This is a genomic window from Pseudopedobacter saltans DSM 12145 (assembly GCF_000190735.1).
Taxonomy (GTDB): domain Bacteria; phylum Bacteroidota; class Bacteroidia; order Sphingobacteriales; family Sphingobacteriaceae; genus Pseudopedobacter; species Pseudopedobacter saltans.
The window spans coordinates 4,121,378-4,136,048 of the sequence record NC_015177.1 but is presented as its reverse complement, the minus strand read 5'-3'; the positions used below and the strand labels follow the sequence as shown (position 1 = coordinate 4,136,048).

Annotated in this window: 8 protein-coding genes and 1 pseudogene; 3 read left to right on the top strand and 6 right to left on the bottom strand. The window is 36.1% G+C overall.

Features of this window, described 5'->3' with window-relative positions:
* Window positions 1–163 precede the first annotated feature (163 nt).
* Both PEDSA_RS17385 and PEDSA_RS17380 read right to left on the bottom strand, forming a co-directional pair.
* Window positions 164–2,593 (bottom strand): TonB-dependent receptor, encoded by a 2,430-nt coding sequence (locus PEDSA_RS17385; RefSeq protein ID WP_013634475.1) that lies wholly within the window; start codon window positions 2,591–2,593, stop codon window positions 164–166.
* 125 nt (window positions 2,594–2,718) lie between these two features.
* Window positions 2,719–3,477: a lytic transglycosylase domain-containing protein gene (locus tag PEDSA_RS17380; protein ID WP_013634474.1), complete on the bottom strand. Its 759-nt coding sequence runs from the start codon at window positions 3,475–3,477 to the stop codon at window positions 2,719–2,721.
* Between the two features lie 204 nt (window positions 3,478–3,681).
* On the opposite strand from PEDSA_RS17380, the gene PEDSA_RS17375 reads away from it, so the two are divergent.
* Window positions 3,682–4,872, top strand: a complete 1,191-nt coding sequence (locus PEDSA_RS17375; protein WP_013634473.1) for a pseudouridine synthase — start codon at window positions 3,682–3,684, stop codon at window positions 4,870–4,872.
* Here the strand turns inward: PEDSA_RS17375 and PEDSA_RS20355 are convergent.
* A pseudogene (locus PEDSA_RS20355) lies at window positions 4,862–5,170 on the bottom strand (transposase); the annotation flags it as partial. The gene PEDSA_RS17375 and the pseudogene PEDSA_RS20355 sit on opposite strands and share 11 nt — an antisense overlap.
* A gap of 1,330 nt (window positions 5,171–6,500) precedes the next feature.
* Here PEDSA_RS20355 and PEDSA_RS17365 point away from each other — a divergent pair.
* Window positions 6,501–10,619: a T9SS type A sorting domain-containing protein gene (locus tag PEDSA_RS17365; RefSeq protein WP_013634472.1), complete on the top strand. Its 4,119-nt coding sequence runs from the start codon at window positions 6,501–6,503 to the stop codon at window positions 10,617–10,619.
* 62 nt (window positions 10,620–10,681) lie between these two features.
* Here the strand turns inward: PEDSA_RS17365 and bshA are convergent, their stop codons facing one another.
* Window positions 10,682–11,812 carry an N-acetyl-alpha-D-glucosaminyl L-malate synthase BshA gene (bshA, locus tag PEDSA_RS17360; protein WP_013634471.1) on the bottom strand — a complete coding sequence of 377 codons (1,131 nt, stop codon included), beginning with the start codon at window positions 11,810–11,812 and terminating at the stop codon, window positions 10,682–10,684.
* Window positions 11,813–11,962: 150 nt separating this feature from the next.
* Here bshA and PEDSA_RS17355 point away from each other — a divergent pair, with 150 nt between their 5' ends.
* The gene (locus PEDSA_RS17355; protein WP_013634470.1) at window positions 11,963–12,355 is read left to right on the top strand and encodes an acyl-CoA thioesterase; all 393 of its coding nucleotides are present in this window, start codon (window positions 11,963–11,965) and stop codon (window positions 12,353–12,355) included.
* A 24-nt stretch (window positions 12,356–12,379) separates the two neighbouring features.
* Here PEDSA_RS17355 and PEDSA_RS17350 read toward each other — a convergent pair whose 3' ends face one another.
* Both PEDSA_RS17350 and PEDSA_RS17345 read right to left on the bottom strand, forming a co-directional pair.
* Window positions 12,380–12,841, bottom strand: coding sequence for a hypothetical protein (locus PEDSA_RS17350; RefSeq protein WP_013634469.1), 462 nt, complete (start codon window positions 12,839–12,841; stop codon window positions 12,380–12,382).
* Between the two features lie 26 nt (window positions 12,842–12,867).
* A complete protein-coding gene (locus PEDSA_RS17345) occupies window positions 12,868–14,664 on the bottom strand; it encodes a serine hydrolase domain-containing protein (RefSeq protein WP_013634468.1) in 1,797 nt (598 codons plus the stop codon).
* Between the last annotated feature and the right edge of the window lie 7 nt (window positions 14,665–14,671).

Here is a 14,671-nt window from a genome sequence, read left to right as displayed (position 1 = left end):
AAGCCTCACTCTTTGGTCGCCTGACTTCGGACATCTTGATACTAAATACCTGATACTTTTTCTTATTACTTTTACTAACAATAAAAAGCCGGCAAAAATCAAATAATTGACTTTACCGGCTTTACTGCTTTTGCTTTTTAGCAGGACTTGCTATATGAAGTTTTTAAAATTTATATCCCAAAGTAGTGATAAATTGACGTGGTGCAATTGGATTTACGCTGTAGTTTTCGTGAACGTAATAATTAAACTCATTGGTAATATTGGATATTTTTGCAAGGATACTTATCTTTTTGAATGTATATCCAGCAGAGAAATCGAATGTTGTAAAGCCATCTAAAGGAATTATTCTATCTGCCGGTACACCTGGTGCAGGAGTTTTGGCATTATTCCAACCGGCGTTCCGATTTCCTGTGTAGAAAGCAGAAGCTCCTAATTTTAACCCTTTTACTTTTCCTTCCTGGAAGGTATAGAATACAGTTCCATTTCCAGTATGTTTGGTTGTACCGACTAAGCGCTCGCCTTCTTTTATTCCAGTCCCAGGTATAGTGCTTGTATATCTCATGTAGTTATAGCTGTAACCCGCCATAAAGTTTAATCCCTTAACGATATTACCTGTTAAATCTAACTCTATACCATCACTTGCTGTTTTCCCTGTAAACTCTTTCATATTTGTATCAGAGGACGGGCTACCGTCAGGTAAGGAAAGTACTGTTTGGGCAAATCGGTTATTCTCTATTCTATACCAGGTTAAGTTTGCCGAAAATCTACCTCCAAAAAAATCGTTTTTAACTCCTGCTTCATATTGATCTATGATAGAGGGTCCCATTGGCACATAATTGATATCATAACCAGAATTTGACGTAAAATTATTTGCATAGCTAACATACACACTTGTATTGGCAAGTGGTTGATAAATCAAACCAAATTTTGGAGAGAAGGCTTTATCAACTTTAGCTCCTAACAATTTACCATCTTTTGTTTTATTTTCAATAGTTGTAGTTTCATCCTTTCCATAATCATATTTCTTACTTTCAGGAGTTCTTTGATATGTCCAGCGAATACCTGCTAAAACTTTAAATTTATCAGTTAAGGCAACCATATCCTGAACAAAAATGCCATATCTGTATATTGGTGTATTTGTTCTTGTTGAATAAGTTGTCTCGGGCATATCAGATCTTAACGGATATTGATTAAAATTAAAAACGTTAATTGTATCATACCCTTTTCCTTTTTCTACATCAGCAATATTAAATGTATAAGCATTTGTTCTAGATTGATCCCCATCTGCCCCAATTAAAAGCGTGTGTTTAATTTTACCAGTATTTAAAATTCCTGTTAAGTTAATTTGCTCATTATAGGTATACTCTGCTGTTTTTGAACGATTTAGATCTCTTGCTGCTTTTCCATTCTTATCAGCCTGAATACGCTCGGCTCCAAAATAATTTCTATCGTAAGATTGCAAACCTGCAGCAATATTTAATTTCCAAATGTTGTTAAATTTATGGTTTACGTTTAACTGAGTCGTTATTTGATCGGTTTTATTGTATGCCCAAGGAGTATTAATAAAAGTATTTCGACCTACAGACTTATTAATTTTACCATCAACAGAACCTATTCCAAAGTCTGGAGTATAATCACTTTTTAAATAATCTCCTTGTAATAAAACTTCTGTTTTAGTTCCTATATTATATAATAAAGATGGGTTAACATAAATCCGGTTTGTAGTTACATTATTTCTAAAACTACCTGCATCTTCATAAGTACCGATAACTCTAAATGCCAAATCGTTGGAGATTGGTCCGTAAACATCAACTGTAGGTTTATATAAATCATAACTTCCTGTCCGGAAAGAAACTTCACCTCCATTTTTAAACTGAGGTTTTTTGGTTACCATATTTACCACTGCGCCTCCAGTGACACCTCCGTATAACAAAGCCGCACTACCTTTTAGTACCTCTACAGATTCTAAAGTACTGGCTTCTGGTAAAGTTCCGGTATTGGTTCTCATCCCATTCTTAAAAATATTATTGGTTCCTAAGCTATATCCTCGGGCGTAAAAATTTTCGGTTACAGCCCCTCTCATCGCACCAAGAGCAACGCCATTCACATTTTTCATCACATCACTTAAACGATTCATCTGCTGATCCTGAATAGCCTGAGTACCTATAATCTGAATACTTTGAGGTAAATCTTTTGCACTTATCCTACTTTTGCCAACTTCGGTAACTTTATCGTTTATTGTATTATATGACGTTACTGTCACCTGATTAAGCTCAGCTATATGATCTGCTGACCTAAAACTTACACTATTATTTTTATCAGCTTTTATAGAAACTGTTTTTTCTTGCGATTTAATCCCAAGTGCTTTTAAAATTAAGGTATATGTCCCTGGTTCTAATCCGTCTATCGTAAAACCACCTCTTGTATCAACAGGAATACTTTTGTTTAACTCTTTGATGATTATTGTTGCGGTAGAAACAGGTGATCCATCTTTTCCCGTTACGCTTCCCGATAAAGAGCCTTTATGGCTTTGAGCCAGGAGACTCAGACTTATTAATTGGGTAATTAAGACCAAACTAAATTTTATGTTCATCGTGTGTTATTTATAATTAATCTAAATCGAGGCAAAGGTAAAAAAACATTTAACTTTATTTAGATTTATTTTAAATAAACACCAAAAAGAAAAGCGAGCAGGGGTCCTGCTCGCTTCTTTACACTTTAATTTGGCTGATACGCCATTAACTTTCTTGGCTCGCTAATCTTATAACCGTACCTGGCGGGATTTTCTATAACTTCCTTCATGGATACCAAACTATATACATAGACACCGGTTTCCCTGTTCAATTTAAGACGGAAGTAATTATCTTCTTTTTGGCTAAAAATAGATTTTTTTAAACTTCCCTCGCCAACATTATAAGCTGCTGCCACCAAAGTCCAACTATTAAAGATACTGTACAAATCTCTTAAGTACTTTGCAGCTGCAACAGTAGCCAATCGGACATTATGCCTTTGGTCTACATCTTCATTCACTTTCAGACCATACAACCTTGCCGTTTGCGGCATGAATTGCCAAATACCAGAAGCCCCTTTTCTTGAAGTAAGCCCATGCCGAAGTTCTGTTTCGACTAAAGGTATATACTTGAAGTCTTCAGGGATACCGTATTCTGCAAGAATCGGTTCTATGATCGGAAAAAATTGATGCGCTCTATAGTGCAATTTAAGACTCTGTCTCTTCGAGAAAGAGTTTGCTCTTAACGCCTTTTTCATTTTTTGCTGGATGTTGTCATCCCCTAAAGGGACTATCTCACCAGCGAAATTAAATAAGTGTTCCTCCTCTTTAGCAACGTTATTTACTTCAACTTTGGTAACATTTTCGTGTGTTTCTCCAAAATCAACAGAGTAACTGTAACCTAACATTTTTATGCCTAAACAAACCATTAACATCAGGCCACAAGTAACTACGCTTTTTTTTACCATAATCCTTGTTTTAACACCATTTAGCCAAAAAAGTTTGCGAATATAAAGAAAATACATCAGATAATCAAACAGTTACAAAAAACACTTTATTTATAGGCCGTTCAACAAGTCTTTTATTAAGGCAAAAACGCAAGCTAATTATTGATTAATGGTATATTTTGCTTAATTTTGCCGATTACTATTTTTTTATTAAAAAAACATAAGATGCCATTCGATAAATACAGGAAAAGTCGCGATGACAAGTCCGAAAATGTGGGCAAGAAATCGTTCAAAAAAGATTATTCTGATAAACCCTATTCAGAAAAAAAAGATGGTTACCGAGGTGAAAGAAGGAGCTTTGACAAGGACAAACAAAGGGACTTCAATGATTCTAAGCCTTATCGATCCTCAAAAGGGGATTCTTTCGGTTCCAAAAGAACTTACGGTAATGAAAATGTTAATTTCGAAGGTAAAAAAGATAGAAATTTCCCCAATCAGGAGAGATCAGAAAGAGGATATAAAAAATTTGATAAAGAAAAATCTTTCAAACAACGTGATAATGGTTTTAGAAAAGGAGGAAGAAAGCCTTTTGAAAATGATTTTGAGAAGCCGAAACCATATGAGGAAAGAAAAGACGCACAGGTTAGATTAAGATCAAGAAAAAACACTTCACAACAATCTTCGACTCCAAAAGAACCTGACCAAATCAGGCTAAATAGATATATCGCCAATTCGGGAATTTGCTCTCGAAGAAAAGCTGATGAATTAATTACTTCCGGTGCGATTACAGTAAATGATGTCGTGGTATCCGAATTAGGAGCGAAAGTAAACCCTACAACAGATAAAGTTAAATATAATGGCCAACTCTTGAAAAGAGAGAAGATGGTTTATGTTTTATTGAATAAACCCAAAGATTTCATTACAACTACAGAAGACCCTCAGGAGCGTAAAACTGTAATGGAGCTGGTAAAAAATGCTACATCCGAAAGAATATATCCAGTTGGAAGACTAGACAGAAACACAACTGGCCTTTTACTATTGACCAACGATGGTGATTTAGCAGAAAAGCTTTCTCATCCGAGAAATAATATTACAAAAATTTACAACGTTGAACTAAGTAAGAACTTAACACAAGGTGACTTTAATAAAATAGCCTTTGGTGTTGAATTAGAGGATGGATTTATTAAACCTGACGCTGTAAGTTATGTTTCTGGAGGTACGAAAAAAGAGATTGGTATTCAGATACATAGTGGAAAAAACAGAATCGTTAGAAGAATTTTCGAAAGTCTTGGTTACGAGGTAGAAAAATTGGATCGCGTGATTTACGCCAATTTGACTAAAAAGGACCTCACCAGAGGAAAATGGAGATTCCTTACTGAGAATGAGATAATTCAGTTGAAACACTTTATAAAATAAGATTTTTATCTGGAAAAAGGGCCTGTCTCATATACTGAAGATAGCCCTTTTGTTTTATCCTGCGAAACTGTCGTGGTTTATTTACAGATCCGTCCGAATCGCATATTTTTTGCTTTCCTACTCGACCATCTATCAAAAAACAGCTTTTTTTAAGCTGCTTTTTCCTTAAGTTCTGTGCAATTGCCGATAATCCCAATTCAATGGCGACTTTTTGTTTACCACAGAGCGTAAAGCGTCGGAACCCGTGGTTCTGTTTGATATTCCCGAAGACTGTTTCTACATCCCAACATCGCTGCTTCCGTTATTTTTATCTCAACATCGCTGTTGAGTAACCGGAATGCGGTGCCCCTATATTTCTCCAGTCTTTCGATTATGCTGTTGCAGTATGCTGTCCATAGTCTTGTCTGAAGGAAAAGAGCTAAAGGGAGACTACGGATTATTAAATAACGAAGAGTCTCCGACTCATTATCACCTCAAAACCACTGCGCCTGATATGATTTAGGAACTCGAATAAGATAAGAGCTTGTCCAAAAAGTTTGGATAGCCCCTTTCTTATTCGATTTTATAAGTGCCTCGAACAATAACAGATCCTACTGTCCGAGCAGTGGTCTCTCATAGAGGACCCTGCGATAACATTGCCTAAAAATCTATACGTTATCGAAAAAAGGATACTCTTTCAATGATCTGGCGCAAGGGCTTCTTGCAGAAAAAGCCTGATTGAACAGAGCAATATCTGGATGGTATTCATAAACCCGGACAACAACAAATCCCCTGGGTCTCCCGTAGAAACACCGCGATAAGCAAATAAGCCTTTAAACCCCTCTTTGTTTAAAGTCTAATTTTTTACCGGAAGGCCCTGTAAAAACTTAAAAGTCCAATCTACAGGTCTTCAGGACATATACCTTTTGTCTTTATTTTTGCGTATATTAGTAATTGGAATTATGTTTAATCCCCTTGTCTTTAATGCCTTTTAAAAGTTTTCACTTTTTTCTATTTAACCCAAACCAAGATTTTATAACTCCACCTATAATCCACCTATAGTCCACCTTTCATCCACGTATACCCCACGGTATCCGGCTTATACCTTGTACTATTCTATACCTATTCCTTTACTATACCCCTACTTTATAACAACAACATAATCAAATAAAAAAGAGGGCAATTCCACTGGAAGGGTTACCAATATGATCAAACCCTTTGGATAGGATACCACTTAATAAATCAAATCTATTTTCTGGATAAACTTTAGTCTTGCACAAAGCCTCTGCTCGAACAGAAATGTAAGCCTATTTTGTGTCCACACGATTAGGACTTTCCGGAATCGAAGCCTCTGCGAATGAGCCTTAGAGCTTGTCCCGTCCAACGGGAGTGACAAACGCATATGACATTTTATGGTTGACACGACACTAGAAAAAAAAGCGACTTTTTTTGTACAAAGTCTCTTTTTTATGCCTTCAATTTCCTCTCTTTAAACTATACCGTATTTCAATCCGGTCTAGTTTCTTTTAAAGAACCCCTTTAGACAACATTTCAAAGTGTAATAAAAAAATTACAATACCTCCATATAGGTATTGATTATCAACTTTTTACACTTTAAATTTATATCCGAAAAAACAATAAACCAAAGTATGAAAAAATTTTACTTAAAAAACTGTTGTTTTCTAACAGTTTTACTAATCTTGTGTTCTTTTGGAATAAAGGCACAAATTTATGTTGATGCAAGCCGACCAGATGACTCTGGCGACGGGCTTAGTCTGGGAACAGCAAAGAGAACTATCCAAGCTGGAGTTAACACGGCTTCAGCCTCTACAGTTATTATTATCGCTGCTGGTACTTATGATGAACTTGTTGTTATTGATAAACCCCTCACTATTGAAGGCGTGGATAAAAACACATGTACTTTAAAATATACAGGAGGGGCAGTTTCAGGAGGTACAACGCCCACTCTATTTAAAGTAACGGCTCAGAATGTAACAATAAAAAACTTAAGTATGGATGTTGACCTTGCTAAAATATGGTCGGCAATTATTACTTCGGGCGATGCTTCGGGTCTGAAGATTTTAAACAACAAAATTACCGCCACGAGAAGCGCAAATACTAATGCAGCGAGTTACACAGACCAGAATGCCATTGGAGCAAATATTTCGGGACGGACTATTCCTGGAGTAACCAATGCTTCCAATAATTTAGGCGTAATTACGGTACAAGGTACCGAAATCGCTTATAGTTTGCCTGGAATCTATAACGTGGCGGCATTTAGAGCTGGAATCACAGCAGATAATTACAGCCTTTTAGTTGGTGGGGATAATATTTCTGATGGAAACATTATCCAAACAATTAATCACGATGTTACTAACAGATTTCAGACATCTGCAACCCAAACGATTCTTAAAAATAACACATTTAAAGGTGGTGGTATCGAGTTTTCAGAACCGAATGCGCCTTTTGCGGGGGCTGTGATTGTAAATAATACTTTTGATTATACTCTTGGCGGTTATCCATCTTTTGCTTTAGTGAGGTTTAAAAACAATGATAACAACAAGCCATTTCAGTTTAAAGGCAATACTGTTAAAAACAATTATTGGTTAATGAGTTTAGAAAATTTTCAGAATATTGAAATTGACGGAAATACATTTTCTCCAATTCCTAATCTGGTTAATACTTTTAAAATACTTACAGTTAATACCAAAACCATTTCGTCATCAGTTAACACCAAATTGCCAATAAGTGCCAAGATTGTTAACAATACATTTAATGGTGTGCCACTTTCGGTAAATAGTAAAGCATTAGCATTTTACAATCACGATAACGCTTCGCCCCAATTTGGAAGTTTTGTTATTGGTGAAACAGGAAAGCCAAATATTTTTAACACTGATATATCCCATTACATTTATTTAGATAACGACAACGCTAACCTTAGTAAAGATGCAGGAAACACAGCTATGGCAGGTTATCCTGAATACGGAGGCAATATTACCCAAACCATCACTGCTAATTGGGATAAAAACATCAAAGCAGACCAAAACCAATTTTTTGTTGATGGTCAGATGAGGGTTCCTTTTGATATGACTCTTAGTCAAAGAGCCGAATTAGATGGTAAAATATTTGATAAAAAAGATGACACAAACATTGGAGAAGTGCAATATTATCTTCCTGTAAAAAATGTTACTACCGATGAGAATTATGCAACGATTCAAGAAGCTATCGACGGAGCAACAGCGGGTGACGAAATAAAGGTATTAGCAGGTACCTATGCAGAAAAAATCACTATCAGCAAACAGCTTACTATTAAAGGGCCAAATATAGGAAAAATTGGAACGGCAGCAGATAGAGTTGCTGAAGCTAAAATTGTACCCCATATAGTAGATTTAAGTGGTAACTCAGCTAGTCTGGTTCTTTTTTCTGCTGGTTCTGATGGCAGTACTTTTGATGGTTTTGAAGTTAATGGCAACAACCCTGCGTTAACATCAAACAAAGTTGTTAACGGCGAGGATATAGATACCCCATTCGGTATTGGCATAGAAGATGCGGGAAACATAACCGTACAAAATAACATTGTAAAAAATTACAATTCTACAGAGACTACCCCTTTTCCTTGGTCTTATGGTATTTATGCGTCTCCAAACTCTTCAACTGTATATTCAGGAATTATCATCAAAAACAACTATGTAAGCAATATACAAACTGATGCATCAGCAGCTTTCATTGGCATATTAGCATCAGATAACGCTTACGCACAAATCAGCCATAATAAAATAGAAGATGTAAGAACAGGAGTGCAAATCAATAATGCTCACGCAGCAAACCCAAATGCAGCTACCTTTCAAGCGTATATAGACAACAATGAAATTATAGCAGCAAGAGGAGTTTATTATAACCTTGCATATCAAACTGCTTCACCATGGTTTGTGCGAAACAATACCATTTCATCTTCCAGCCTAGTTGGGACCTCTTCAACTTTTACTGGTATTAAGATAGAATCCATTCAAAATACTTACAGCGGAGAAATATCAGGAAATAGCATCGATGGTCTTTACAATGCAAGACACACCGAAAATGTGAACTTTGACGGAACGGGTATCTGGTTCAACAATAATGTAAATACGACAGGCTCACTTTTAGTAAAAAACAATAACATTACTAATGTAAATAATGGTATAGTTTACAATGCTTCCGGGTCTAGCCAGTTAACAGCCAATGTAAGGTTTGTTGGAGGTAATATCTACAACGTAACAGACAACTATGTAAAATACAACATTGAATCTGGTACACCTACCTTTGCTGATATAGATCTGCCAAGCACACAATTAGATGGCAAAACAGGAGAAGAACATTATGATATAGCTGGAAATTTAAATTCCATTTATGCCAAAATCATAGATAAAGACGATAATCAATTATTTGGTAAAGTGAACCTTTTATTCCCTATTCAAAACATCACACAAGGAACGGCATATACCACTTTACAAGAAGCAAACGATGATGCACTTACCCTTGATACTGATTTGATTTCTATTAAGAATGATCCAGGAATATATGAAAATCTGGGCGATATAACTTTAACCAAATCTAATACTATCGGAGTTACAGGTAACACCAGTGCTATTTTGAAATTCACTAACTTCACCGCAAATGCACCAAATAAAGAAATCACTTTGAATAACCCCGTTCAAGTGAATGGAGCATTTACTTTAGAAGCCGGTAAAATAACTCCTTCTGGAGGATTTCAACTAAATGGACTTGTTCTTACAACAAACGATATTGCAAACTTTATTAATGGTGCAGTAACTGTTAATAACGTTAATACAAGTGCTGATCTTTTAATACCCGTTGGTAAAGGAAACAAGGCGGCATATATTGCTTTAACTGGTATTTCCGGAACTACAACTTCTTCTTTTACTGCTGAATATTTCCCTTCGGCTTATGGAAATCTGGCAACAGAAGCGAGCCTTCCTCATGTAAGCAGCAATGAATATTGGTCTTTGAATCGCAATTCAGGTGACTTAGCTGCCAAAGTGAAATTATATACTTTTGACTTAAATGCCAGCGGTCTTCAAGATATTCCTTTAACAGAGGCAGTTGTCTCATGGTTTAATACGGGTAGTTCTAAATGGGAAACACAAGGCAATTCAGTATCGTCTTCTACTTCCCCTCAATATGTGATTGCGAGTATAGACAATCCAACTTTCGGTAATTTCACATTTGGATCAACACTTAGTCCTTTACCCGTATCTTTAACCAGTTTCACGGCTAAAGCGACTACGGAAGGTGCTTTAATAAACTGGTCGACAGCAATGGAGCTATCAAATGATAAGTTTATCATTGAAAAAAGTTTAGACGGAAAGACTTTCTTTAAACTTACCGAGGTACAGGCAAAAGGAAGCGGCAATTACTCTTACCTTGATAGAACTTTGGGTAACTCCGCTTACTATAGATTGGTTCAGGTTGATCTGAATAAGAAAACTACTGTATTTAATGATATGGTAAGATACGTAAGTAATACTAATGAAAATATCAACGTATATCCAAATCCAACTACTTCGTTTGTTAACATCAATTTAGACACTAACGCTTATAATATAGTAAGTGTAAAAGTTACAGACGCATTAGGTAAACAGATTAATAATATTACGGAAATTGGCTCACAGTCAATTAAAATTGATTTACAGAACCAAAAAACCGGAATATACTTTATTCAGCTTACCAAAAACAACGATATAAGTTATTATAAAGTTGTAAAACAATAATTCCAAAAATAAAGGCTTGCGAGAATGCAAGCCTTTATTTTTTTATTCTAAAGCTATTGGGATTACTTAGACTCGTCAATTACCTGTTGATAGTAGCTTTCATAAATCGGCAAAATTAATTTTAAATCGAACTCTTTTGCTCTTGCGAGTGCATTCTCTTTAAAAACCTTCAATTGCGAATCATCTTTTAAAATACGGATTGCTTTTTCCGCCATATCTTCAACATCACCAACCGCACTCATAAAACCTGTCACTCCATCCACATTTAGTTCTGGCAAGCCACCTGAATTACTTGATATAACAGGAACTTTACACGCCATTGCTTCCAGTGCCGCCAATCCAAAACTTTCAGATTCGGAAGGCATTAAAAATAAATCTGCTACTGATAAAATCTCTTCTACGGCATCTTGTTTGCCTAAAAATCTAACATGTTCACATACTTCCAATTCGCGGGACAAGGCTTCACAATTCACACGCTCGGGGCCATCTCCTACCATTAAAAGTTTAGCAGGTATTACGTCCAGTATTTTCTTAAAAATATGAATAACATCCTGTGTCCTTTTTACTTTTCTAAAATTGGAAGTATGTATAAGGATACGCTCTCCAAATGGAGCTATTGCTTTTTTAAAGTGGTCTTTCGGTTGAAGATTAAATCTTTCGAGGTCTATAAAATTCGGAATAACCTTTATATCCTTTATTATATCAAAATGATCATAGGTTGATTTTCTCAGATCGTCGGACACAGCCGTTACACCGTCAGATTGATTAATCGAAAAAGTTACAACCGGTTTATAGGTCATGTCCTTTCCAACTAAAGTGATATCTGTACCATGTAAAGTAGTTACAACCGGTATTTTTATTCCAAAAGTTGCTAATATTTGCTTTGCCATATAAGCAGCTGAAGCATGTGGAATAGCGTAATGAACATGCAGGATATCCAGCTTCTCAAATCTAACCACATCTACCATTTTACTGGATAATGCCAATTCATAGGGAGCGTAATCAAATAATGGATAGTTAGAAACTGATACCTCGTGATAATATAAATTTTCCGAAAAGAAGTCTAATCGGGCGGGTTGTCTATAAGTAATAAAGTGAACCTGGTGACCATTAGCAGCAAGCGCCTTTCCAAGTTCGGTCGCAACGACACCACTTCCACCAAATGTAGGATAACAAACTATTCCAATTTTCATTATAAAAACGATAAAACGTGTCAAAAGTAATTTAAAAATTCAACAATTGGCCGGGTACAATGTTAAAGGTTTGTAAGAAAAACATCTCTTTAGATCTAATTTTTCAGGTTCGTTTACACGATTTCGTATCTTTAAAAAACATTTTTGCTGATGAACTTTTATACCAGAAAGTGGGTAAAACCCGAGGATTTAAACGCACACGGAACTTTATTTGGAGGTAGTCTGTTAAGCTGGATCGACGAGGAAGCCGCCATTTATTCCATTATCCAATTAGGAACAAATAGGTGTGTTACTAAATATATGTCTGAAATCAATTTTATAAATTCGGCAAAACAGGGAGATATTATCGAACTGGGGATTAAAGCTGTCCATTTCGGCCGGACGTCATTAACACTCACCTGTCAGGTGAGAAATAAAATCACTCTAAAAACGATATTGACTATTGAAAAAATTGTGTTTGTAAGTGTAAATGAAAACGGCGAACCTGCTCCGCATGGAAAAACGGCTATTACTTATACAGACGAGCGTCTAAGAGAGGAATAAAAAAAGCGGGAATCCCCGCTTTTTTTATTCCTTAGTATTTGGTACAAAGTCTATTCTCTTTTCGAGTTCGGCTAAGGTGGACTCAACCTTAGCAATCTCTTTTTGAAGTGATTTCACTTTAGCATTGGACTTACCTAATTTATCATTTAGCTGACTTGCCGATTTAGCATCACTGGCTGCTTTCTTTGATGCCCTATTCATTTTTGAAGCTAATTTTAAATCTCCCGGATTCGCCTTAATATCTTCTGAAAGCGACTTCGCTGTTTTGGCAGATTTGGCAGCCTTATCATTCGCTGCTTCTACTTTTATTGTATAGTCATTAACCTTTACCAACTCTTTCTCCAAATCTAATTTCAGGTTATTTAGCTTTGTAGTTTGCTTAAGCAGATTTTGTCTATTCTCTAATTTTTGGATTTCCGGGTTTTGAACTTTTGAAGAACAAGCCCATGTCATCAGCACGAATGCAAAAAAATACAAGTATCTCATATCACTAATTTGTTTACTGGTCAAAATTATTCATTTTTATTGTTTATTGCCTTGTAAATTACATCCTGAATATTTGAGCGCACATTAAGCTGCAACAATGTATTCGTAACCTTCGGATTTACTCTATTAGACAAAAACACGTAAATCAATTCGCGGGCCGGATCTACCCAAAAACAGGTTCCAGTATAGCCTGTATGCCCAAAAGTTTCGGGAGAAGCTAATTCTGATGGATATTTCTTGCTCAAATCAGGATCCCATCTGTCAAATCCCAAGCCTCTTCTGCTTACAGAAGATTGACGGGAGGTGAACAACTCCACAGTTTGGGGTTTAAAATATTCAACACTTCCATATGCCCCCTTATTGAGAAGCATCTGACCTAGTGTTGCCAAATCGGTAGCTATCGAAAAAAGTCCGGCATGCCCAGCAACTCCGCCTGCCATGGCTGCGCCCTGATCATGAACATATCCCCAAAGTAATGTTTTTCTGAAATACTCATCCTTTTCCGTAGGGATAATCCTACTTTTATCAAACCTATTTCTTGGATTAAATAAAGTAGCATCCATTCCTAACGGCTTATAAAAGTTATCTTCAACGTACTTCGGCAATGTTTCACCCGTAATTCCCTCTATCACCTCTTTCATGTAATACATACTCAAATCACTGTATACATATTTACCGGGAGTTTTCAACGGGACTTCAAGCATTTGTTTCCACATCACATTTTTATAATAATCTTTCTTCAGAAAAAAGCTATCAGCTACTTTTACGCTAAAATCCGCACTGGAATCCCGGCTATAGTCCATTGGTTTTAGATTCTGATAAAACGGGATAAATGGGATAAAACCAGCCTGATGTAACAGAATATCTTTTATTTTGATGTTGGCTTTATCTGTCTTTTTAGTGCGGCTAATATAATTACTTACAATATCGTCCAGCTTCAATTTTCCCTCTTCATATAATTTCATGCTCGCCATGGTCGTGGCCGCTATTTTAGTTATTGAAGCTAAATCATAAATATCATTCACCTCTACAGGGTGTTTATCTTGGTATGTTGGATGTCCAAAGGCTTTATTATAAATCACTTTACCTTTAACAGCAACTAAAACAACAGCACCGGGAGTAGCCTGCTCGTCAATTGCCTTATTGACGATCTTGTCTATTTCCGACAGGTTATTAGAATTTATTCCGACTTCTTCGGGTACAGAATAGGCCAATCGTATCGGAAAAACATCATCCCCCATTCCCTTCACATATTTAGGAGAATAGTTTTCTTCCAGTTTATTCTGAACACCACGTCCACCGCATATAATTTGTGCTACTAAACTCGCGGCAACCGCATCTTCAGAACTACTCCATATTATTGGTGAGGTTATTTCATTCAAATACTGCAAGTAACTACCTTTTCCGAACATTGCTATAATAATGTTCTTTTTTGCCTCTAGTGCTTTCAACATATCCAGATTGGCTTGATCCAGCAGCAAAGAATCCTTTACAACCACCACAATTTGATTATACAGTTTAAGATCGTCTACCAGCCCTAATTGGTTATTATCTGCCACAGAGAAAGTATCTATGGTTTTATATTTAGAGAAGATACTGTCTAAAACACCCATATTATTAAATCCAAGATTTAAACTGGCGACATGAAGTTTTTCGAAATGAATTAAGGGAATTTGCGAAGATCCGTTATTTAATACTACCGTATTTTTATTTGCTGTTTCCAGATCTTCTACCCATATCTGATTCCGTTTATGCTCTTGTCCGCATGCCTGAATTGCCAGCAACAAACAAAACAAACCTGTACTCAAAAAACCTCTTAACATATTTTTA